The sequence below is a fragment of the Anaeromicrobium sediminis genome (assembly GCF_002270055.1).
Lineage (GTDB): Bacteria > Bacillota > Clostridia > Peptostreptococcales > Thermotaleaceae > Anaeromicrobium > Anaeromicrobium sediminis.
The window spans coordinates 37,401-61,243 of record NZ_NIBG01000026.1 but is presented as its reverse complement, the minus strand read 5'-3'; the positions used below and the strand labels follow the sequence as shown (position 1 = coordinate 61,243).

Annotated in this window: 25 protein-coding genes and 1 riboswitch; of the genes, 21 read left to right on the top strand and 4 right to left on the bottom strand. The window is 32.3% G+C overall.

Annotated elements, in window-relative coordinates:
* The 12 genes from CCE28_RS19205 to CCE28_RS19150 all read left to right on the top strand — a co-directional run.
* Window positions 1–805: efflux RND transporter permease subunit (locus CCE28_RS19205; RefSeq protein ID WP_141228391.1), on the top strand; the 805-nt coding region annotated here is incomplete at its 5' end.
* A gap of 472 nt (window positions 806–1,277) precedes the next feature.
* Window positions 1,278–2,321 carry a spermidine/putrescine ABC transporter ATP-binding protein gene (gene potA, locus CCE28_RS19200; protein ID WP_095135415.1) on the top strand — a complete coding sequence of 348 codons (1,044 nt, stop codon included), beginning with the start codon at window positions 1,278–1,280 and terminating at the stop codon, window positions 2,319–2,321.
* 2 nt (window positions 2,322–2,323) lie between these two features.
* A complete protein-coding gene (locus tag CCE28_RS19195; protein WP_095135413.1) occupies window positions 2,324–3,160 on the top strand; it encodes an ABC transporter permease in 837 nt (278 codons plus the stop codon).
* On the top strand, window positions 3,154–3,921 hold the full coding sequence (locus tag CCE28_RS19190; RefSeq protein ID WP_095135411.1) for an ABC transporter permease: 768 nt from the start codon (window positions 3,154–3,156) through the stop codon (window positions 3,919–3,921). The genes CCE28_RS19195 and CCE28_RS19190 overlap by 7 nt, the downstream gene beginning before the upstream one ends.
* A gap of 11 nt (window positions 3,922–3,932) precedes the next feature.
* The gene (locus CCE28_RS19185) at window positions 3,933–4,985 is read left to right on the top strand and encodes an ABC transporter substrate-binding protein (RefSeq protein WP_095135409.1); all 1,053 of its coding nucleotides are present in this window, start codon (window positions 3,933–3,935) and stop codon (window positions 4,983–4,985) included.
* A 114-nt stretch (window positions 4,986–5,099) separates the two neighbouring features.
* On the top strand, window positions 5,100–5,711 hold the full coding sequence (locus tag CCE28_RS19180; protein ID WP_207652932.1) for a hypothetical protein: 612 nt from the start codon (window positions 5,100–5,102) through the stop codon (window positions 5,709–5,711).
* Between the two features lie 57 nt (window positions 5,712–5,768).
* Complete coding sequence (locus CCE28_RS19175) at window positions 5,769–7,391, top strand: sensor histidine kinase (RefSeq protein WP_095135405.1); 1,623 nt, start codon at window positions 5,769–5,771, stop codon at window positions 7,389–7,391.
* Window positions 7,392–7,512: 121 nt separating this feature from the next.
* Window positions 7,513–8,085, top strand: a complete 573-nt coding sequence (locus CCE28_RS19170; RefSeq protein ID WP_095135403.1) for a biotin transporter BioY — start codon at window positions 7,513–7,515, stop codon at window positions 8,083–8,085.
* Between the two features lie 12 nt (window positions 8,086–8,097).
* Complete coding sequence (gene bioB / locus CCE28_RS19165) at window positions 8,098–9,075, top strand: biotin synthase BioB (protein WP_095135401.1); 978 nt, start codon at window positions 8,098–8,100, stop codon at window positions 9,073–9,075.
* 128 nt (window positions 9,076–9,203) lie between these two features.
* The gene (locus tag CCE28_RS19160; protein WP_095135398.1) at window positions 9,204–10,676 is read left to right on the top strand and encodes a putative glycoside hydrolase; all 1,473 of its coding nucleotides are present in this window, start codon (window positions 9,204–9,206) and stop codon (window positions 10,674–10,676) included.
* Window positions 10,677–10,783: 107 nt separating this feature from the next.
* Window positions 10,784–11,557: a hypothetical protein gene (locus CCE28_RS19155; protein ID WP_095135396.1), complete on the top strand. Its 774-nt coding sequence runs from the start codon at window positions 10,784–10,786 to the stop codon at window positions 11,555–11,557.
* A 126-nt stretch (window positions 11,558–11,683) separates the two neighbouring features.
* Window positions 11,684–11,971 carry a YciI family protein gene (locus CCE28_RS19150; protein WP_095135394.1) on the top strand — a complete coding sequence of 96 codons (288 nt, stop codon included), beginning with the start codon at window positions 11,684–11,686 and terminating at the stop codon, window positions 11,969–11,971.
* 66 nt (window positions 11,972–12,037) lie between these two features.
* Here CCE28_RS19150 and CCE28_RS19145 read toward each other — a convergent pair whose 3' ends face one another.
* Genes CCE28_RS19145 through CCE28_RS19135 form a run of 4 tightly spaced genes read right to left on the bottom strand, consistent with a single transcriptional unit; the run spans window position 12,038 to window position 14,609 of the window.
* Complete coding sequence (locus CCE28_RS19145; protein WP_095135392.1) at window positions 12,038–13,099, bottom strand: hypothetical protein; 1,062 nt, start codon at window positions 13,097–13,099, stop codon at window positions 12,038–12,040.
* On the bottom strand, window positions 13,092–13,937 hold the full coding sequence (locus CCE28_RS19140; RefSeq protein WP_095135390.1) for a 4Fe-4S binding protein: 846 nt from the start codon (window positions 13,935–13,937) through the stop codon (window positions 13,092–13,094). Before CCE28_RS19140 ends, CCE28_RS19145 begins: the two co-directional genes overlap by 8 nt.
* Before the next feature lies 1 nt (window position 13,938).
* The gene (locus CCE28_RS22795; RefSeq protein ID WP_278277626.1) at window positions 13,939–14,064 is read right to left on the bottom strand and encodes a CD1871A family CXXC motif-containing protein; all 126 of its coding nucleotides are present in this window, start codon (window positions 14,062–14,064) and stop codon (window positions 13,939–13,941) included.
* Complete coding sequence (locus CCE28_RS19135; RefSeq protein ID WP_242973031.1) at window positions 14,064–14,609, bottom strand: TlpA family protein disulfide reductase; 546 nt, start codon at window positions 14,607–14,609, stop codon at window positions 14,064–14,066. The genes CCE28_RS22795 and CCE28_RS19135 overlap by 1 nt, the downstream gene beginning before the upstream one ends.
* 225 nt (window positions 14,610–14,834) lie before the next feature.
* Between CCE28_RS19135 and CCE28_RS19130 the strand changes: the two genes are divergently transcribed.
* The 9 genes from CCE28_RS19130 to CCE28_RS19090 all read left to right on the top strand — a co-directional run bounded on the left by CCE28_RS19130 (window position 14,835) and on the right by CCE28_RS19090 (window position 23,834).
* Window positions 14,835–15,359: a rhodanese-like domain-containing protein gene (locus tag CCE28_RS19130; RefSeq protein ID WP_095135386.1), complete on the top strand. Its 525-nt coding sequence runs from the start codon at window positions 14,835–14,837 to the stop codon at window positions 15,357–15,359.
* A gap of 63 nt (window positions 15,360–15,422) precedes the next feature.
* The gene (locus CCE28_RS19125) at window positions 15,423–15,896 is read left to right on the top strand and encodes a hypothetical protein (RefSeq protein ID WP_095135384.1); all 474 of its coding nucleotides are present in this window, start codon (window positions 15,423–15,425) and stop codon (window positions 15,894–15,896) included.
* Between the two features lie 101 nt (window positions 15,897–15,997).
* Window positions 15,998–16,420, top strand: coding sequence for a GNAT family N-acetyltransferase (locus CCE28_RS19120; protein ID WP_095135382.1), 423 nt, complete (start codon window positions 15,998–16,000; stop codon window positions 16,418–16,420).
* Between the two features lie 36 nt (window positions 16,421–16,456).
* Window positions 16,457–17,476 (top strand): threonine aldolase family protein, encoded by a 1,020-nt coding sequence (locus CCE28_RS19115; RefSeq protein WP_095135380.1) that lies wholly within the window; start codon window positions 16,457–16,459, stop codon window positions 17,474–17,476.
* A gap of 48 nt (window positions 17,477–17,524) precedes the next feature.
* Window positions 17,525–17,634: riboswitch (SAM riboswitch) on the top strand.
* Window positions 17,635–17,744: 110 nt separating this feature from the next.
* Window positions 17,745–19,028, top strand: coding sequence for an O-acetylhomoserine aminocarboxypropyltransferase/cysteine synthase family protein (locus CCE28_RS19110; protein ID WP_095135378.1), 1,284 nt, complete (start codon window positions 17,745–17,747; stop codon window positions 19,026–19,028).
* An 11-nt stretch (window positions 19,029–19,039) separates the two neighbouring features.
* The gene (gene metA / locus CCE28_RS19105) at window positions 19,040–19,957 is read left to right on the top strand and encodes a homoserine O-acetyltransferase MetA (RefSeq protein WP_095135376.1); all 918 of its coding nucleotides are present in this window, start codon (window positions 19,040–19,042) and stop codon (window positions 19,955–19,957) included.
* A 218-nt stretch (window positions 19,958–20,175) separates the two neighbouring features.
* Window positions 20,176–21,021, top strand: coding sequence for an FAD binding domain-containing protein (locus CCE28_RS19100; RefSeq protein ID WP_095135374.1), 846 nt, complete (start codon window positions 20,176–20,178; stop codon window positions 21,019–21,021).
* Window positions 21,018–21,491 (top strand): (2Fe-2S)-binding protein, encoded by a 474-nt coding sequence (locus CCE28_RS19095; RefSeq protein WP_095135372.1) that lies wholly within the window; start codon window positions 21,018–21,020, stop codon window positions 21,489–21,491. Before CCE28_RS19100 ends, CCE28_RS19095 begins: the two co-directional genes overlap by 4 nt.
* Before the next feature lie 21 nt (window positions 21,492–21,512).
* A complete protein-coding gene (locus tag CCE28_RS19090) occupies window positions 21,513–23,834 on the top strand; it encodes a xanthine dehydrogenase family protein molybdopterin-binding subunit (protein ID WP_095135370.1) in 2,322 nt (773 codons plus the stop codon).
* Window positions 23,835–23,843 lie beyond the last annotated feature (9 nt).

The window sequence follows — 23,843 nt, the reverse complement described above, 5'->3', positions numbered from 1 at the left end:
TAAATTAGAAAGTAACATTAATAATGTAGCATTTTTAGAAAATATGGAGATAAAATCTTCAGTAACAGGAAAGAAAGTGCCACTAAAGCAGTTTGCAACAGTAGGTTACTCTAATAAACTAGATACTATAAAAACATATAATAGGGATCAAACAGTGACCATATTAGTTAATGAATTACCAGGATACAATGCAACAGATTTAGAAAATAAAATAGAGTTTGAATTAATGCCTAAATTAGACACATCAGGAACGAAGATAACCTACGATGGAGAAAGGGAAGAAATAAAGGAAAACTTCACCATAGTAGGACTGTTGGCCATATTTGCCATAGTATTAATCTACATTATACTAGTGGTACAGTTTGACTCATTCCTACAACCCGTAGTAATATTAACTACAATACCTTTATCCTTAATAGGGTCCATAATAGGATTGTATTTATTTAAACAACCATTATCCTTAACAGCATTTCTAGGTATAATTGCATTAATAGGATTAGTTGTTAAAAATGGTATATTATTAATAGAATACATGAACGATGCAAGAGATGAAGGTCACACTATAAATGATGCTTGTGTAGACGCAGTTGATAAGAGATTTAATGCCATAATATTAAGTGCAGGGACTACCATAATAGGTTTAATACCTCTTGCCCTTGCAAAGAGTAGTTTATTTACTCCTATGGCAGTATCATTAATGTTTGGATTACTAGTATCTACTTTCTTAACTATGATAGTAATACCAGTTATCTATAGCTTGATAGAGACTTTCATGTTAAAGAGAAAAGATATGGCTAAAAGTTAGAAATTCATATTAATAATTAAAGGCTAGGCTTATAAGGCTTAGCCTTTATGCATGTAAGCGTTATAGGATATATATAGATTAACCATGTCCAGTATAAATGTATATGAACTTACTTCAGTCATATAAATAAAAAATATTTTAGAAGGTAAGTCACTATCAGACTATAGAGTGTGAATATTATATTCACGGTAGAAGGTTTACAATTGTTTACAGCAGAAGATGTTCTGATGTTCCACCTTATAAAAATTTTTCATTCATATTCCCTTGTAAGTAGCTAAAGTTTATTGAGTTTGGAAATGTTATGTCTCTAAATATAAATATAAAAGTTATTGCCCATTTAATGCGTAATTATTGACAAATAGGGAAAAAGAAAATATAATAAATTGAATTTAGTTTTAATAAACTTTTAGATTACAAATACTAAGTATTATCATATAGATAAATTAATGATAAGGGGGCGGAAACTTAGACGATGAGCCAATACATGATAGAATTAAAAAACGTATCTAAAACATACGGAGATAAGGAAGTTTTACAGAATATAAATTTGCAAATTAAGCCGAAAGAGTTTATCACATTATTAGGTCCTTCCGGATGCGGAAAAACTACTACTCTTAGGATAATTGGCGGTTTTGAACAGGCAACACACGGGGACGTTTACTTTGAAGGAAAAAGAATAAATAATATTCCACCCTATCAAAGACAGATTAATACTGTCTTTCAAAAGTATGCTCTTTTTCCCCATTTATCCGTATATGATAACATAGCCTTTGGTCTTAAAATAAAGAAACTAGATAAGGCTACTATAGATGAAAAAGTAAAAGAAATGCTTAGGTTAGTAAACCTTAAGGGTTTTGAAAATAGAAAAATAGATTCACTAAGTGGAGGTCAACAACAAAGGATTGCCATTGCTCGTGCCCTTGTTAATGAGCCTAATGTATTACTTCTAGATGAGCCATTAGGAGCTCTTGATTTAAAACTTAGAAAAGGTATGCAAATAGAACTTAAAAAGATTCAGCAAAGGGTAGGGATTACATTCATATATGTAACCCATGATCAGGAAGAAGCCTTAACCATGTCTGATAGGGTTATAGTTATGAGTGAAGGTGAAATTCAACAAATTGGTACGCCGGAAGATATATATAATGAACCTGTAAATACCTTTGTGGCAGATTTCATAGGAGAGGGAAACATATTAGATGGAATCATGCTTGAAGACTTTAAAGTAGAATTAGAAGATAAGGTTCTTCCTTGTGTGGACAAAGGATTTGATACAAATGAACCTATATATGTATTAGTTAGACCTGAAGATATTGAAATAGTTAAGCCAGAAGATGGGGCATTAAGTGGTGAAGTTGTCTCTATTATCTTTAAGGGAGTTCACTACGAAATAGAAGTTAAAGATAAAACTGGATTTAAGTGGATGATTCATTCCATTCATATGCCACCTATGGGTGATCATGTGGGATTAAAGATTGGTCCTGATTCAATTCACATTATGAAAAAAGGAGAATAGATATGAGAAAGACTTGGTTATCTATACCATATGCCATATGGTCTTTAATATTTAGTATTGCTCCCATAATTATCATAGGTGTATACAGTTTTTGCAAAAGATCTCCATATGGAAGAATAATATATGAATTTACATTAGAAAATTATAAAAAGTTTTTACAACCCATGTATTTAAATGTATTTTGGCGTTCCATATTATTGGCACTTATAAGTACGGGAATATGTCTATTGGTGGCTTATCCAATGGCCATGATAATTGCTAAGACCAAAGCATCTAGAAGAAGTTTACTTATAATGTTATTTGTAATTCCCCTATGGAGTAATTTCTTATTAAGAACTTACGCTTGGATGAGTATATTAAGAGATAAGGGAATTATAAATCATGCCCTTATATTTCTTGGAATAATAGATAAACCTCTTACCCTTTTGTATAATGATAGTGCCGTTGTAGTGGGAATGGTATATAACTTCCTGCCTTTTATGGTGCTGCCCATATACTCTGTTTTATCCAAAATGGATGAGAGTTTAGTTGAAGCGGCTAAAGACCTAGGAGCCACTTCATTTGAGACATTTACAAAGGTCACATTACCCCTTAGTATGCCTGGGGTAGTATCAGGAATCATAATGGTATTTATGCCTGCTGTCAGTACTTTCGTAATATCTGATTTATTAGGAGGCGGGCAGACTATGTTACTTGGAAATGTAATTCAAAGTCAATTTTTAATGGCTAGGAACTGGCAATTTGGTTCTGCCATATCCATGATAATGATGATTCTTATATTAATAGTAATGTTAATTAGTAGTAAATATAAAGATGAGGAAGGGGGAGGCCTGTGGTAAAAGCGTTAAAAAGATTATATGCAGGACTTGTTTATACTTTCTTATACCTTCCCATATTATTACTTATTTTATATTCATTTAATGATTCTAAATATAGTGGCAAATGGAATGGATTTACATTAAAATGGTATAAGGCTCTATTAGAAGATAGTAGCATTATGAGTGCCCTATACAATACTTTTTCCATTGCCATATTGGCTTCTATTATAGCTACTATAATAGGAACTGTAAGTGCTATAGCCATATTTAAGATGGGTCCTAGGATGAAGACAATCTTTATGAATGTGACTTATCTACCCGTTATGAACCCAGATATAGTTATTGGTATATCACTACTTGCATTATTTACGGCAGTTAAGATGAAGCTAGGATTTATTACTTTGTTATTAGCTCATGTTACTTTTAATATACCATATGTAATATTAGCAGTACTTCCAAAGCTTACTCAACTAAATCCATATTTAGAAGAGGCAGCACTAGATTTGGGAGCCACACCATTTCAAGCCTTTTACAAGGTCATATTACCTGAGATTATGCCAGGTATAGTAACAGGTGCACTGCTTTCATTTACATTATCAATAGATGATTTTATGGTAAGTTTTTTCACAACAGGTTCAGGAGTAAATACTTTGTCCATAAAGATTTACTCTATGACAAAGGTAGGTATTAGTCCAAAGATTAATGCCTTATCTACCGTATTATTTTTAGGTATAGTTATTTTATTTATTTTATTAAATAAAAGAGAAAAAATTAGTGAATAGGGGTGGTATTATTGAAAAAAATATCTTTATTGCTTGTGTGTGTGATCCTTGTAATGTCAGTTGTAGGATGTTCAAAGGGAGAAGTTAACGAACAGGGATATTATAATGAGATTAATGTGTACAACTGGGGAGACTATGTTGATATGCAAGTAATTGAAGACTTTGAAAAAGAGTATGGAATTAAGGTAAACTATGAAACTTATGGTGATAATGAAGAAATGTTAGCTAAGGTTCAAAGTGGTGGATCTGATTATGACGTAGTATTTCCTTCTGATTATATGATAGAGGCCATGACGAAAGAAGGATTATTACAAGAGTTAGATCATAAAAACCTACCTAACTTTAAAAATATAGATGAAGATTTAAAGGATATGAGTTATGATCCTGGAAATAAGTATTCTGTACCGTATTTCTTTGGAACTATAGGAATCCTTTATAATACTGAAATGGTAAAAGAGAATGTGGATAGCTGGGATATCCTTTGGGATGAAAAATATGCTAAGAATATTATTATGATAAACTCTCCTAGAGATTCTATAGGAATTTCTTTAAAGAGACTTGGATATTCAATGAATACTAAGAATATTGATGAATTAGAAAAAGCTAAAGAAGAGTTAATTAAGCAAAAGCCTCTTGTTAAGGCCTATGCAATAGATGACTATAAAAATATGATGTTAGCTGGAGAAGGAGCACTTGCTTTAGTTTGGTCTGGAGAAGCTACAATGCTTGCAGAAGAAAATGACTATTTAGAATATGCAATTCCTAAAGAGGGAACAAATCTTTGGTTTGATTGTATAGCAATTCCAACTACATCAAAGCACAAAAAAGAAGCGGAATTATTTATTAACTATATGATGAGACCGGAAGTTGCTGCTAAGTGTGCTGAATATATAGGTTATGCAACAGCCAATAAGGAAGGTAAGAAACTTTTACCAGAAGATATGCAAAACAACAAAGTAAGATATCCAGAAGGTGATATTTTAAAGCAAGGTGAAGTATTTACAGACTTAGGAGAATTTACAGTTGAATACGATAGAATTTGGACTGAAATAAAAGTTCAATAATAATAGAAACTGTTCCTTATGAAGGGACAGTTTTTTATTTTGTCAAAAACTGTTATTATATAGGAAAATATTGTAAAATAATGGGAGGGGGGAATGGTTTTCATGGAAGGGATAATGAGTTTTATATTAAGACATATGGATTTAGCTATAGGTATTATGTTAATTTTATTTATAGAAGGGATTAGGAAGGCATCGGCTACTAATATGTGTGGTAGGTCATTTTTAAGTAAATATGCACTTATATTTGGAGGACTTTATTTACAAGTGGATAAGTTCTTTCAGTTATATGAAGATAGGTACGATGGAGATCTGTTCTTTATGGGGCTAATATCTGTAGGAATGATATTATATCCACTATATAGGGACTTATGTAACCAAGAAATAATATTTTATCATGTGGATAATAAGGAAGTTAAAGATATAATAATAGGAGCCTTTAAGAAATATGAGTATGATTTAGATTTAAAGGACGAATCTCAGACAGAAAAGGAAATAAAAATAGCGGATACAAAGGCTAGTGTAGAGTTAAAGTACAAGAAAAAATCCTTGGACATGAAAATAAAAAATTATAAAAGTATATTAAAATTAGATGAAATATTAGATTATATAGAACAAAAGATTGAACGGAAAAACTATGATGTTAAGTTTAAAGGTTTATTAGAATTTTTTGGTTCATGGGTAATTATGATGATTTTGTTATTTACCTATTTAAAAGAAAGTGTATAACCTATATAATTATTATAAATGATACAAGTGTTAAACTATTAACAAAGGAGTTAGTATATGTTTGAAAAACTATTAAGAATATTTAATTATGAGTTTTATAATATTCCAGATAAGTATAAAAGAGAGTTTCAAGAAGTTCAGATAAAAACTAATTTTTCTAGAACAAGTATGGTTATGAATGCACTTATAGTATTAAGTTTTATTATGTTATGGGTTGATATTAAATACTTTAAAGAACTATGGGATGAAAATATCTATTATAAATATTTATTTTATTCTAGGATAGCCATAACTATTTTCTGTATTATATATAAGGTTATGTCCATAGTAAAGGACAAGGGGTTTAAAGTAGAGTCATTACTATTAGAAAAAATAATGTATAAGTCAGCAATTATAATAATTCTATTTTGGTGTATATTCGCGTCTACAAATGCCCAGCATATACATGGTCAGATTTCAGCCTACATAATAGGTATTTTTAGTGTAGCATCTATCCTCGTATTGTATCCACTGGAATCTTTTATAATATATGCTTTAACCTATATTATTTTTGCAGGGGCCCTTTTTCTTAATAGTAGTACCATTTATGTTTTTCTAGGTAATTTAATTAATACTTTATTCTTAATAGTGTTGGCATTTATATGTTCTAATTTTAGGTTCACCTTTCATGTGAAAAATTTTATAAACAAGAAAATCATAATAAAAAAGACTATGGAAATTAAAAAGAATAATAGAGATTTAGAAAATATAGTACATCAAAGGACTAAAGAACTTGCTAAAACTAGTGAATTATTAATTAAAGAGATAAATAAAAGGCATAAAGCAGAAATTGATGCAATAAAAAATAAGACACTATTTAAGGAAAAGGAAAGTTTATTAAATGAAATAATGGAATTTGAAAAACTTCGAAATATATTCTTTGCTAATATATCCCATGAATTAAGGACACCTATAAATGTAATATTCTCAGCACAACAAATAATAGAAGCATTACCTAGTGTAATAGAAAATGATGAAAGGGTTAAGTTAGATAATTATGTGGGAACAATAAAACAAAATTGTTATAGGCTAATAAGACTTATTGGAAATTTAATAGATATAACCAAAATGGATGCTGGATACTTTGAAATACATCCTAAAAATCAAGATATTATAAAAATAGTAGAAGATGTGACCATGTCTGTTGCCCAATATATAAAAGATAAGGGCCTAAGTCTTATCTTTGATACGGAAGTAGAAGAAAAGTATATGAGAGTTGATGAAGATATGATAGAGAGAATAATACTAAATTTATTATCTAATGCAGTGAAATTTACTCCAAAGGATGGATACATATATGTGAATATATATGATAAAAAGAAGAGCATAATCATATCTGTAAAGGATACAGGAATAGGTATATCTAAAGAGGCACAAGATAAAATATTTGATAGATTTGTACAAGATAATAATACTATAAGTAGAGAGGCAGAAGGTAGTGGAATTGGTCTATCATTAGTAAAATCATTAGTTCATATGCACGAGGGAACTGTTAGTTTAAATAGTACTGTAGGTGAAGGAACAGAGTTCTTAATAGAACTACCTGTCATATATATGGATATAGATGAAGAACATATCACAAGGAATTATGAGCAGAATATAGAAAAAATACAAATAGAGTTTTCGGACATATATAAATAAGGCTTAGAAGCCTTATTATTTTTTTTGAAAAAGGTAAACCTTTTTGGATATATTGGTTGACAGTAAAAGTCTGAATATTATATCATGATATTGAGGTATAAGAAAAAAATGAGGTGGTTTTATGAAAACAAGAGAACTTATATTAGTAGGATTATTTGCTGCTTTAACGGCAATCGGTGCATTTATACAAATTCCTGGTCCAGTAGTACCTTTTACGCTTCAATATGTATTTTGTGCTTTTGCAGGAATACTTTTAGGAAGAAGGTTAGGATTGTATTCTCAGCTATTATACGTGGGAATAGGCCTTATAGGGGTACCTGTATTTACTAAAGGTGGAGGACCTACATATGTGTTGATTCCTACATTTGGATATTTATTAGGTTTCATATTATGTGCTACAGTAATAGGATTTTTAATTGAAAGACAAGAAAAATACACTTTTTTTAGTTTATTAAAATGTGTACTACCAGGATTAGGTGTAGTATATATGGTTGGTGTTCCATATTTATATGTGATACTTAAATATTATTTAAGTAAACCAATTTCATTTAATAATGCAATGCAATTTGGTTTTTATCCTTTTATAATTCAAGATATTGTATTAAGTTGTATAGTAGCTCTTGTGGCTTCAAGGGTAATACCGTCCCTTAAAAGAGCAGGATATTTTCAAGCACATATTAAAAAAGTAGCATAGGAGAGATAAGAGATGAGAGACTTTATTCTAGGGTTAAAAGAAAGAATATTAAATGGAGAACAAATAACAAAGGAAGAAGCTTTAAAACTAGTAAATATTCAAGATGAAGAGACCTGTAAAGTATTATTTGAAAGTGCAAATGAAATAAGAGAAAAGCTTGTAGGAGACACGGTAGACCTATGTACCATAATGAATGTAAAATCTGGAAAGTGCTCAGAAGACTGTAGATATTGTGCTCAATCATCTCACTACAAGACGGGAGTAGAAACATATAGCTTACTAGATAGTGATAAAATCATAGAAAGAGCCAAGGAAATGGAATCAGAGGGTGTAGATAGATTTTCACTAGTTAGTAGTGGTAGAGATATTAAAGAAGATTTAGATGGATTATTAGAAGTATACGATAAACTTGTAGGAAGTACAGACTTACATATATGCGCATCACACGGATTATTAAAGGAAGAAGATGCCGAAAAGTTAAAAGAAAAGGGTGTTGTTAGATATCACCACAATTTAGAGACTAGTAGAGGATTCTATAAAGAAATATGCACTACCCATACTTATGAAGATAGAATTGAAACTATAAAGAACGTACAAAAAACAGGTATGGAAGTTTGCTGTGGTGGAATATTTGGTATGGGAGAAAGCCAAGGAGATAGAATAGATATGGCCTTTGAGATTAAAGACTTAGGAATTAAATCTGTACCGATAAATATTTTAAATCCTATACAAGGAACACCAATGGAAGAAAATGATGTATTATTGCCTCTTGAAATATTAAAGATAATTGCCGTATATAGATTTATCTTACCAGATGCAAGCATCAGATTTGGTGGAGGAAGAAAGGCCTTAGGAGAACAGGATAAAGATGGATTCCTATCTGGAATAAATGCAGCTTTAACTGGAAATTATCTTACTACTACAGGTAAGAATGTATCAGAAGATGTACAAATGATAAAATCTGTAGGACTTAAATTAAATAAAAGATAAATTAGAAAAAGCCTAGAATTAGGCTTTTTTTAAATTTGAAATTATTTCGTAATAAAATATTTACTCAAAAAGATAAAATGCCATGTTATAATTAAAAAGTAAGTAAAAATATAGGATGGGGTGTCAGAATGAAGAAGAAGATTGTAGCATTATGTCTGAGCTTGGCACTAGTTGTGGGTGTAGTAGGATGTACTAAAAAAGACACACCAGTATCAGGCACGGACAGTGGAGTTGAAGTTGTAGATTCAAAAGGGGAAGAAGTAACAGAAACTACATCAACGGATGTTAAAGATGAAACTAGTCAAGGGAAAGAGGGAACTAAGAAAGAAAATAATCTAGTGTATATTAGCGCTAGTAAATTAAGAATGAGAGAAGAAGCAAAGGGAGATGCCAATATAGTAGACAACCTATTAAAGGGATCTCAAGTAACAGTACTAGAAAGTGCAGTAGATGAGCAAAACAGAGAGTGGTATAAGGTAAGCTTCGATGGAAAAGAAGGGTACATAGCTGCTGAATATACGGTAAAAGATAGAAGGGAACTTTTATCTGAAAAACTTAGAAACCTAGATTTTTCACCGCAAAATAAAGTAGAGAGTTATCCATCTAATCCAAAGCAAGAAGTAAGAGGTGTATATGTGACACTTTACAGTGCTTCTAATAGCAAGATAGATGAACTTATTGAAATGACTAAGAGAACTAAGATTAATGCCTTCGTAATAGACGTTAAAGATGACAATGGAAACATGTTATTCAAAACAGAAGCTGCTGAAAAGTATGCTCCAGATGCAAATAAAAGAGCACCAATCAAAGATGTGGCAGCACTTATGAAAAAATTAAAGGATAATAATATTTATGCCATAGCTAGGATTGTATCTTTCAAAGATCCAACATATGCTAAAGCACATCCAGACAGAGTTATTGTATATAGGTCTAATAATAAACCATATACTAAAAGTGATGGACTTATTTGGGCTTCTGCTCACGACAGGGAATTATGGAATTATAATGTTGCCGTAGCTAAAGAAGCTGCAAAGGCAGGATTTAACGAAATACAATTTGATTATGTAAGATTCCCAGCATCAAATGGTGGTAAATTAGATAAAGTATTGGATTACAGAAACACTAAAGGAGAAAGTAAGCCAGAGACAATTCAAAATTACTTAAAGTTTGCTAGAGAACAATTATCTCCAGAAGAAGTATATATAGGAGCAGATGTATATGGTCTAGTAGGATCTGTAACAGATGATATGGGATTAGGTCAATATTGGGAAGCTGTAAGTAACGTAGTTGACACGATTAACCCTATGATGTACCCAAGTCACTATGCAAACGGAACTTATAAACTATCCGTACCAGATGCTTATCCATATGAAACATTATACTATGGAACTAAAGATGCCATAAACAGAAATAAAAACATAGAAACCCCAGCTTCTATAAGACCTTGGATTCAAGACTTTACAGCTAAATGGGTTAAAGGATATATAAAGTATGGTCCTAAAGAAGTAGAAGCTCAAGTAAGAGCCCTAGATGAATTAGGTATAAAAGAATATATGCTTTGGAATGCTGCTAACAGATATTCTGAAGATGGAGTAAAATAAGAGCCAATTGGCTCTTATTTTTTTTGTCTTCAAGGGCCATGAGGAACTACTTATGGGAATGATATGGAAAATATTGTATAATAATTATGGGGTTAGGGGGAGTGTTTATGAATCACAAGGTAAGAGAAAATCTTAAAAGTATATTACTTATATTATTATATTTGTTTATTGGGTCATACAAGTTAAATAAAGTTAAAGAGTCTAATATAATTATTCCTGTAGTATATTTACTTTTAATTACAATGAGTATTCATTCCTATAGCAAGTATAAAAAGAGAATAAACAATGCTTATATTATATGTGTGAGAAATTTAAATATAGACTTAATATTTTCAGGATTTTATGGAATATTATCATTCATAGGGTGCTTATATTTTTTAGTAAAGTTTAGTGAAGCATATCCATATTTGAAAGAATTAGGTTATGTACATAATATATTTGAAATGTTTAATTATACATATATTGATGAAATAGATAAAGAATTGTGGAAACAAATGGCTGGGGAGTCATTGCATAGCAGGAGGCTAATAGTAGCCATTACTATAAGTAATTATGCATCATTAGGAATAGGTGCAGGTATGCTTGGATTGATCTGTGGAATGTCTAGTTTGGCTATGTATTTTAAAGGTAAGTACATGGAAGTTATAGAAAAGGATAAGGTAGTGTCCCAATCAGGAGAATATACATGGGATAGTTTATTAGAACACCAGTGGGGAGAGCTTTTTATGAAAAATGATAAGATTTATTATGAATTGTGGCTCACTTTTAAGAATGATGAATCCCGTAAAAAAAGTACCAGCAAAAGCAAAGAAAGGGTATATTTGAGAATAGGCAAAGAAGATAAAAGTAAAGTAGAGGAACTCATAGAAATTAATTTATGACCATATTTATTTAATTTAAGTGATATTTTTCCTTATTTACATCGAACTTATGTTCTGGTAAAATGTACATAGTGAATTTGCTGAAAATATGGCTTGGGCTATGGATAGAATAAGGGAGGACTAAATATGAAAAAGGGCGATAGATTATTTGCTAGAATTGATTATCGAATAAAGGGAAATGAATTTGGGCCTAAGGATTTTGATGATCATACAGAGTATTTAGAAGGAGTATCTAGGGAAAGATATTTTGCTGGTGGGGGCTTTGCCGCAAAAGACGGAGGTATGATTTTATTTAAGGCTAAGGACATAGAAGAAGCAAAGGCTATTTGTGATAAGGACCCAATAATTGATAGAAAATTATATAAGTACGAACTTTACGAGTGGAATTTAGTCATCGTATCTGATGAAGAATAAATATAATATAAAAAAATAAACATGGTCATCTTTACATAGATGACCATGTTTATTTTTATTTAGACCTTAATTTAATTCTAGGTTAGTTCTTAAAGTATTTCTCAATTTCACTAATTCAGGGTAGTTATAGAAGAATAATATTTTCTTATTCTTAATACTGTCGTCCTGTGGTTTAGGGTCTAGTACAAAATAAGTGAAGGATTCTGCTATATCTTCCACGGAGTTAGTGGCCGCATAATCGGTGACAAATTGATCGCTGTATTTTTCGTAGAACTCCATACCTAACTCATCAGCTTCCTCTGGAGATTCTTCTTTAAGTTTTTCTATAGATAAACATTCTTCATAGATGCCTTTCCAAAACTTTTGATGGAATGTGTTTAAGTAAGAACTTTCTTTAGTAGTGCCTTCATCTACAGTAAGGGTAGCACTTGTTTCATCTATACTGTCCTTCATTTGATCATTACTTAAAGTGATTATGTGAAATAGCTCATGAACTAGGGTGTGATCAAATTCTCTACCTACTAGATTTCCCTTAGAATCTAAAGAATCTTCCGGATCTAAGGATAATTCAAATATTGTATTTTCATCATCTATTGGGCCTGTAGCACCTGTAATACCATCTTTTCCATCTGTAGTAACACAGAAGGATGTTATTTTATTTAAATGGGTATTGGCATATGTCTTTACTGCCTTATCCCAAAGTTGCTTATGGGAAGGGTCCACATCTTTAGGGAAGTTTATTTTTCCATTTTTCACATCATATTTGCCTAGGATTTCACCCTCATCATCGTTCATATTAATTCCTACATCCTCTAAGAGCTTTGATATTTCTTCGTGAATTTCATCACCCTTTTCAAAATCTTCTTTAGAATCGGCTTTAATAAGTTCTTCGTAAAGATCTTTTACTTTAGTATAGTCTTCATAGGATAATTGGTCCTTTGAATCCTCTATTAATTCACCTAGTTCCTTATCTTCTTCAAGGATACTTTCCTTTTCATTAGAATTCATATGAGCATTAACTTGGGTTTTAGTATCTTTGTTTACAGCAGAGGTACTTGTAGTAGAAGTACAGCCAGACATTAATAGGGATAGGGATAATAATATGGTTAGTGCATTTCTTTTATTCATTATTAAAAACTCCTTTCTTTTTATTAGGAATATTCATGTTACATGTTATTGCATCAGTAGGACATATATCCATACAATCATTGCATCTAATGCATTCTAAAGCATTTGGATTTTTACAAGGTACCACGTTCATTTTGCATGCCTTAGAGCAAAGGCCACAACTAATGCATTCATTTGAATCTACTTCTAATCTATAAAAACTTATAGAATTAAATAGGGAGTATATGGCCCCCAAGGGACATAAGACCTTACAAAAGGGCCTAAAGTATATTATTGAACTCACTAGAGTAATAATTAATATGCTAAATTTTAAAGTAAATAAAAGTCCAATACTTTTTCTCAAAGCTGGGTTTGTAATTAAAAGGGGAATACCTCCTTCTAAAGTACCAGCGGGGCATATGTATTTACAAAAGGCCGGATTTCCCATGCCCAATTTATTAGTAAATAACATGGGCATTAGTATTACGAATATGATTAATACTCCATACTTTATATATTTTAATTTATCATATAAAACCCTTTTCTTGGAAGGAAATTTATATAATAATTCCTGTATAAGTCCAAAGGGGCAAAGCCATCCACATACAAATCTCCCTCCTATGGTACCTATTAAAAATAAAAAACCTAGGACATAATAGGAAATAGAATATTTTATACTTCCTATAACTGCTTGAAGGGAACCTATTGGACAAGAGCCTAATGCTCCAGGGCAGGAATAACAGTTTAATCCAGGAACACAAAATTTCTTTGTAGCCCCTCTGTAGATAGTACCCTTTATAAAGCCAGGAACGTATCCATTTGTAATAATAGTCCATATAATTTGGACAGCTTTTCTCATATTAACCAACTCCTATACATTCAAGGCATATATTTATGGATTTAATTAATATGCTAGAGACTTCCCCTCTAGTAGCGCCTAATCCCATCATTAAAATACTTATTATGAGAGATAATTTAGTGATCATTAATTATCACCCTTTAAGATATCATCTATTATATTGGATAAATTTGTGTATGTGGCTCTTCCCGGTACGAAAATTTCTAATATTTTTCCCTCTGAATCTACAAATAAAGTTACAGGAACGTAAGAAAAATTATCTGTAAGATCATTTAGATTTTTATCACATAATAAATTTGTATATTTAACTTCTGTTTTTGATACAATATTATCGGCCTCATCAGTGGAATTTTTTAAGGATATATCACTTATTATACCAACTACATTTACTCCCTGATCCTTATAATTATCATAAATTTTTTGTAGCTCAGGCATTTCCTCTATACAGGGACTACAAAATGTACCCCATATGTTAACTATAGTTAATTTCTTATCTTTAAATATTTCTTCTGTTACTTCATTTCCTTTTAAATCCTTTGTTTCAAAGGATGCGAAACTCTTATTAGCCAGAGGATTTTCATCCACACTAGAATCTACTTCTTCCTTTCCAGTACACCCCATAAGACCAAACATTAGTGTGGTTATTAATATAAAACCAATAATTCTTTTCATAATACATTCTCCCTTCACCAAATCTTTCATGATTAAAGTATAGAAGCCTTATGTGTATTCTTTGTGTCCTTCCTATGTACATTAAAAGAATTATGCTTAATTATAGAAATTCTAAATAATTCCCAAAAAGTCATTAGGATTATGAATTGGATTTTAGGTAAATATTGTAATAATATTTAAATAGTAAAATATGTAAGAGTTAGTAATTACAAGGGGGAGAAAGTAATGAATAAAAGAATATTAGGAGTAATCCTAATTGTTGTGTTATCACTTGGAACATTTGTAGGTTGTGGAACTTCTTCTGCAGCAAAGAAAATAGGTACAGCTCCAGATGGAAATGAAGTTAAAATTGAGGCAGCTGCCATTAAGCTAGCTAAGGGTCAAAAGGCTGGCGGATATGACTTAGTCAGTGGAGAAGAACTTAAAAAATGGATAGATGAAGGAAAAGATATGGTAATCATAGATACTATGCCGAATGATTTTTACAAAAAAGGTCACATACCAACAGCCTTAAATGGAGTAATGCCTAAGAAGTCTATAGATGATGCTACTAAGGAAGAAAAGGAAGCATTTATAAAATTATTAGGTGATGACAAAGAAAAGACTATAGTTGTATATTGTGGATTCACTGCTTGTGGAAGAAGTCATGTGGGAGCAGCCCTTGCAAAGTCTTTAGGATATAAAAATGTATACCGTCTTCCTGGTGGAATTATTGGATGGCAAGATGGAAAGTATGAAGTAGAAAAATAAGAATACATAGGATATAACTAGGATTATGGTTATATCCTTTTCGCTTTAAGGGAGGGCAAAATCATGAAAAGATTATTAAAAAGCGTAATGCTTTTAACTTTAATTATAGGTCTATTTGCTGGATGCAATACTTCCAAGGAAGACAAATTCATAAGTGAAGAAATTAATCCTAATATTAATGTATTTGGAATAAAGCTTTTAATGGAAGAAAAGGAAGTAATATATATATTAGGTGGAGAAGGAGAATATTCCCCTTGTGTCTATGGGTATGAAAGAACATATGATGATAAACACCTTAGTATAGGATTTGATAAGGATAGTAAAGTGAGAAAAATAATAGTAAAGAGCAGTAATGAGGATGTATATGGTATAAAAAAGGGTATGGATGAAGATGAAGCTCTAAATATACTAAAAGAAAATAGTTTTACTAAAGAAGAAGATACTAGTAGGTCTGTAAAGGATAAGATCTTTATAAAAATACTAGGAGATGATAACAATAAGGTAAAAGGAAGTATAATTGAGATAATACCAGAATAGTAGAGTAGCTTTAATGCTACTTTATTTTTGTTTATAAAATAACCTAGTAGAAATGGTTAAAATCCAGTATAATGGGAGTAATTTATAAGAAGGAGAGTTATATGGAATATATTATTAAGAAGTTTAATGAACTAAGTGTAGATGAATTATATCACATACTAAGGGAAAGAATAGATGTGTTTGTGGTAGAGCAAAATTGTCCTTATAGGGAATGTGATAATAAGGATATGGATTCCTTTCATGTGATGATTAAGGATGGAGATAAAATAGGTGCATATTTAAGAATAATTCCATCTAAGGATGATGAAATGATAATTGGTAGAGTTTTAGTCACCAAGGAATATAGAAATAGGGGACTGGCTTCAAAAATAATGAAAAAAGCCATGGAGTTCATAGGAAATAAAAGTATTAGAATATCTGCCCAAGAATATCTTATAGACTTTTACAAGGGTTTAGGCTTTAACCCCATATCACAGGTATATTTAGAGGATGGAATTCCCCATATAGATATGATATGCAAATAAAAATAATTAGGTTTAACATGAGGGAGGAATAAGATTATGAAAATGTTTTTAAGTGATAATAATTCAGGGGTACATGAAAACATATTAAAAAAGATAGTGGAAGCTAACGTAGGACATGCACTACCCTATGGAAATTGTGATTATACTAAGGAAGCCATGGATAAATTTAAAAAGATATTTGAAAAAGAAGTTGATGTATATTTTGTAGCTACAGGAACTGCTGCTAATGTGGTAGGTCTTAGTGGATTATTAAGACCCTTTGAAGCTGTTGTATGTGCTGATACGGCCCATATTAATGTGGATGAATGCGGCTCTTTAGAGAGATTTAGTGGATGCAAAATATTATATGGAGCCAATGAAAATGGAAAATTGACCTTAGAAAAAATAAAAGAGTTAATCACCTGTAGAGGGGATGAACACCAAGTACATCCAAAGGCCATATCCATAAGCCAACCCACTGAGAAGGGTACTTTATATTCTATAGAAGAGATTAAAGAATTAGCAGATTTTGCCCATGAAAGACATATGTTATTACATATAGATGGGGCTAGAATATCTAATGCTGTAGTGGCACTTAATACTAACTTAAAAGAAATGATATGTGACACGGGAGTAGATTTATTATCCTTTGGTGGAACTAAAAATGGAATGATGATTGGAGAGGCTATAGTTTGTCTTAACCCAGATCTTAGCAAGTACTTTAAGTACATAAGAAAACAGGGAATGCAATTAATATCTAAAATGAGATTTGTATCAGCCCAGTTCATAGGATATTTAGAAGATGATCTATGGATTAAAAATGCCCAAAATTCCAATTCTATGGCTAAGTTATTAGAAAGGGAACTAATGGACATACATGGAATAACAATGGCAGAGGAGTTGGAAACTAATATGATATTTGTCCACTTGCCAAAACATATTATAGAACCACTAAAGGAAGAATATCCTTTCTATGTACTAGATGAAGAAAGTTCATTAGTTAGATTAGTTACTTCCTTTGATACTAATAGGCATGATGTGGAAAGCTTCATAAAAAGGATAAAAGAATTAATATAGTCTATTGACAGAAAAGTTAAAATAAAATATAATATTAAGAAATTTAATATCTCATCAAGAGAGACAGAGGGAACAGGCCCTGTGACGTCTCAGCAACCAGCAACTAAAACGTTGAAAAGGTGCTAAATCCTGCAGAATCATTATCTGGAAGATGAGAGAATAGGGAACTTTTGCGAACTATCCTCTTCCATATATGGAAGAGGATTTTTTTATAAAAAATTAGTTCTAAATAGGTATTTCTATTCTCCATAAAAAGGGAGGAGACTTTATGAATAATAATTGGAATTTTAACACAATGGCAGTACAAGGAACCTATAAAGCAGATGAAACGGGTGCTAGGAATTTGCCAATCCATCAAACCGCATCCTATTATCTAGGAAGTGCAGAGAGGGCTGCAAAATTATTTGATTTAGAAGAAGCAGGAAACATATATACGAGAATTAATAATCCCACAAGTAGTGCATTTGAAGAAAAGGTGAATGCATTAGAAGGTGGAGTAGGAGCCCTAGCCACATCTTCTGGTCAAGGAGCCATTAGTTTAGCCCTTTTAAATATTTGTGGTGCAGGAGATCATATAGTGGCTGCAAGTACTTTATATGGTGGAACTTATACTTTGTTTAATAATACTTTTAAGAAATTTGGAATAGAGGTTACCTTTGTAAATCCTAATGATCCTATTGAAATTATAAGAGATGCATTTAAAGAAAATACTAAGGCTTTATATGGAGAGACCATAGGAAATCCAGGATTTAATGTGCTAGATTTTGATAAATTTAGTAATTTATCAGAAGAATTTAACGTACCTTTCATAGTGGATAATACCTTTGCTACCTCCTATCTATGCAGACCCTTTGAACATGGGGCTCACATAGTAGTGTATTCAGCAACTAAATATATTGGTGGTCATGGTAATTCCATAGGTGGAGTAATTGTGGATAGTGGTAACTTTAATTGGAATAATGGCAAGTTTCCAGAACTTACTGAGCCAGACCCTAGCTACCATGGTATGGTCTATACGGATGCATTTGGAAAGGGAGCTTTTATAGGAAAGGCAAGAGTACAATTGTTGAGAGATTTAGGAATTTGTTTAAGTCCATTTAACTCATTCTTATTCCATATGGGACTAGAGACTCTACACATAAGAATGGATAGGCATTGTGAAAATGCTTTAAAATTAGCCACTTATTTAGAAAATCATGAAAAGGTAGATTGGGTATATTACCCTAAGTTAAAATCCAGTAGTTCCTATGAACTTGGGAAAAAGTATTTACCAAAGGGTGCTGGAGGAATGTTAGCATTTGGTATAAAGGGAGGCAAAAAGGCAGGGGAAATATTTATAGACTCTGTGGAACTAGCCACATTAGTACCAAATGTGGGGGAGTTAAAGACTTTAGTTATTCATCCAAGTTCTACTACCCATAGACAGTTAAGTGAAGAAGAACAAAGAAATGCAGGGGTACTACCAGAACTTATTAGGGTTTCTGTAGGTATTGAGCACATAGATGATATTATAGGGGATTTTGAACAGGCCCTAGAAAAGGTTCAAGGATAGGGGGAGCGCACATGCCAGTTATTGTACCAGATAAATTACCTGCAGGAGAAGAATTAAAGAAAGAAAATATATTTATTATAAAAGAAGATAGAGCCATCCATCAAGATATAAGGCCACTTCAGATAGCCATACTAAATTTAATGCCTGATAAAAAGACTACAGAGAGACAATTACTTAGGCTCATAGGAAATTCTATAATTCAAATAGAAGTGACATTCCTTTGTATGGAGTCCCATGAATCTAAAAATACAGAAAGAACTCATTTAGATACCTTTTATAAAAACTTTAATCATATAAAAGATAAGAAATTTGATGGAATGATTATTACGGGAGCCCCAGTGGAACAATTAGAGTTTGAGGAAGTGGACTATTGGGAAGAGTTAAAGGAGATTTTAGATTATGCCAATAGAAATGTGACCTCCACCCTATATATATGTTGGGGTTCCCAGGCCGGGTTATATCATTATTACAATGTACCTAAATATGACCTAGAGGAGAAATTATTTGGAGTATTTGATCATGAAATAAATGAACCGGAGGAAAAACTTTTTTATGGATTTGATCAATTATTTAGGGTTCCCCATTCTAGGCATACGGAGATTAGGAGAGAGGACATAGAAAAGGTAAAAGACCTAGATTTGCTATCCCATTCAGAGGAAGCGGGAGTTTATCTAGTAGCTTCTAAAGATCGGAGAAAGTTTTTCATATCTGGTCACTCTGAATATGATATTGATACTTTGTTAAAGGAATATAAGAGGGATGTGGATAAAGGGTTAGATATAGATATACCTAGAAATTATTTTCTAAGGGATAATCCTGAAAACAATCCAGTGTTAACCTGGAGAAGTCATGCTAATTTATTGTTTACTAATTGGCTTAACTATTATGTGTATCAAGAAACCAAGTATGTTATTGATGAAATAGAATAGGGAAGGTATATAAAGAAGGTGAAAAAAGGCTTGGGCTTTTTTCACCTTTTTTGTGTATTTGTGTAGAAACTACTAAGGTTATGTGGATAGATAATATTTTTTTAGTACTTATTAACAAACCTATTTAATTTAAATAGATGAAAATTTGAGGACAATAAACAAAATGAAGAACCCCCCTTTGGAATATACATATTATATACATTCGGGGGTGAAAAAAAATGAGAGATTTTGAATATTATAAACCTACCACATTACAAGAAGCAAGTGACCTTCTATTAAAATATGGGGATGATGCTCATATTTTAAATGGTGGTACAGATTTATTAGTTAGAATTAGGGAGAATATAACTAATCCTAAAGTGGTAGTGGACATAAAGGGAATAAAAGAGCTTTATGATATAAAGTATGATAATGATGGAATATATATTGGAGCTTGTGTAAATTTAAATGATATGGCCCATCACAAGGAAGTAAAGAGGTGCTATAAAGTTTTAAGTGAGGGAGCCAAGTCTGTAGGTTCGGGACAAGTAAGAAATAGGGCTACTATGGCAGGTAACATATGTAATGCATCTCCATTGGCAGATACATCTACACCACTATTGGCTTTAGACGCAACACTAGTTATTTTTACTCCAGAGGGAGAAAAGGAAATGTCTATTCATGACTTCTTTGTATGGGTAAGAAAAACTTCTTTAAAGAATGGAGAAATATTAAAGGCAATAAAAATACCACGTTATGATGGCATAATAGGTGGTTTTCAAAAGATTTCTAGAAGAAAAGAAGTGGACTTATCAACAGTAGGAGCTACATGCTGCCTAGCAAATGATGAATATAGAATTGCCTTAGCTTCTGTTGCTCCAACTCCAATAAGAGCAAGAAAAACGGAAGAATATTTAAAGGGAAAACGTTTAACTAATGAAGTTATAGAAGAAGCATGTGAAATAGCAGCTACAGAATGTGCTCCTATAGGAGATGTGAGAGCTAGTAAAGAGTACCGAGTAGATATGGTGAAGGTGGCTATAAAAAGAAGCCTTGAAGTTATAAAGGAGGAGGTGTCAAAGTGAAGCACAAAATAAATTTTATATTAAATAATGAAGAAATAGAATACGAAGTGGAACCTAATAAGACTTTACTTACCATGTTAAGGGAAGATTTCGATTTAACAGGAGCCAAGGAAGGTTGCGGCATGGGAGAGTGTGGAGCTTGCACTATTTTACTTGATGGAAAACCTATTAATGCCTGTTTAGTTTTAGGTGTAGAAGCAGATGGTAGAGAAATCGTAACCATAGAAGGATTGTCTAATGGAACTAAATTAGATGATTTACAAGTATCTTTTATTGAAAATGGAGCACTACAATGTGGCTATTGTACTCCAGGAATGATTATGAGTGCTAAGGGTCTTTTAAAAGAAAATCCTACGCCTACAGAGGAGGAAGTGAAGGATTCTATAAGTGGTAATTTGTGTAGATGCACAGGATACAAAAAAATAGTAGAAGCCATAATGGAAATCTCCAATAAGAATAATGAAATATAGGATCAAAAAGGGGTGAATAAGATGAAATATATAGGTAAGAGCATACATAGGGTAGATGGGATTAAAAAGGTAACAGGAGACTTAAAATATGTAGATGATCTGAAGATGTCACGCATGTTATATGCAGCTGTAAAGAGAAGCCCTTATGCCCATGCAGAAATAATAAATATAGATACTTCTAAGGCTGAAAAGTTAAGGGGAGTAAAAGTGGTAACTACAGGAAAGGATTTTTCTAAAAGGGTAGGTCTGTATTTAGAGGATAAGACTTTCTTAGCAGTAGATAAAGTTAGATATAGGGGAGAAGCTGTAGCTGCGGTAGCTGCTGAGACAGAAGAAATTGCAAAGGAAGCAGTAGAACTTATAGATGTGGAATATGCTGAGTTACCAGTTGTTGCAAATGCAAAGGATGGCATTAATGAAGATGCATCTATTATCCATCCAGATCTAGAAGAATATAAGTATGCACCTATATTCTTTCCAAAGCCAGGAACTAACATTAGTAACTGGAAGAAGATAAGAAAGGGAGATATAGAGAAGGGTTTTGAGGAAGCTGATTATGTATTTGATACGGAATTCTTCGTTCCCCATATCCAACATTGTCCTATAGAAAATCATAGTGCTGTAGCTCAAATGGACAGGGAAGGAAACTTAACTGTATGGGCTTCTTGCCAATCACCTTATGCGGTAAGGCAGGCCTTATCTGTTGCCTTTGACATACCTCTTAATAAATTGAGAGTATTAACACCAGCCGTTGGTGGTGGATTTGGGGGTAAGGCAGGAACTACACTAGAAGGTATAGTAATACCTTTAGCTATGAAAGCAAATGGTAGACCTGTAAAACTTACTTTCTCTAGGGAAGATGTATTTGTAAATTCCTTTGTAAGACAAGGAATGTATTCTAAATTTAAAACAGGTGTTAAGAAAAATGGAAAGATAACGGCTATAAAAAATGAATTTATCTGGGACGGTGGAGCCTATACAGAGTATGGTGTAAACATTACAAAATCAGCAGGTTTTGCTGCTGTGGGCCCATATGATGTGGACAATATTTGGTGTGATTCCATATGTGTTTATACAAATAATCCTGTAGGTGGACCATATAGAGGTTTTGGAATGGCTGAAATTCATTTTGGAATAGAACAAAATATGGATTCCATAGCAGAGAAACTAGGTATGGATCCAGTTGAAATAAGAAAAATCAATGCTCAAAAGGTAGGGGGAAGAACAGCTACTAATGCACCTATAGACGTATGTGGATTATTAGACTGCATAGATGTGGCTGTTGAAGATATAGACCTATATAATAAGAAAGCCCCATCAGCACCAAATCGACTTCGGGGAAAAGGAATAGCTTGTGGTATGAAAGCGCCATCAATGCCTAATAATGTGGCTTCATCAGCAGTAATAAAATTAAACGAAGATGGTACAATACATCTATTAGTAAGTGCACAGGATATTGGGCAAGGATCAGACACTGCTTTAACTCAAATTGCGGCAGAAGCTTTATCTGTAGATCCAAGTAAAATTACTATAAAGACAGGAGATACAGATCACACTCCATATGAGTGGCAAACTGTTGCAAGTCGTATTACCTATTGCTCTGGAAACGCCATACTAAATGCATGTGACGACATGAAGGATCAACTACTCAACTTGGCAAGTATGGGCCTTGGAGTATACAAAAGGGATTTAAAATTAGAAGATGGATATGTAGTATCTACCCTTTATCCAGAAAAGAAAATGGCCATAAAAGATTTAGCTTTAGGGCTGTCTATGGAAGATGGATCTGGAATTCACGGTCCTATTATAGGAAGAGGTTCTTTCATTCCTCCTAATGTGAGAAATACAGATAAGGATACGGGAATGGGAGATAAGCCAGTGGCCTTTTGGACTTATGGATGTCAAGGTGTAGAAATCGAAGTAGATGTGGATACGGGTAATATCCATGTACTAAATGTATCTTCATGTTTTGACGTGGGGAAAATAATAAATCCTCAACTTATAGAAGGTCAATTAGAAGGTGCCATAGTTCAAGGATTAGGCTCAGCCCTTATGGAAGAGTTAAAATTATCTGGCGGAAAAGTACTAAATCCTTCTTTTGTAGACTATAAGATCCCTACAGTTGGCGATATGCCAAATATGGTTGTTAAATTTGTAGAACATCCAGAGCCAGATGGACCATATGGAGCCCGTGGTATTGGAGAACCTGCTATGATACCAACAGCTCCAGCCATAGTAAATGCACTATATGATGCTATTGGAGTTAGACTAAACAGTATACCTCTTACACCGGAAAAGGTTTTACATGCACTTAAGGAAAAGAAAACTATAGGTGAAAATTAAGGAGGATAA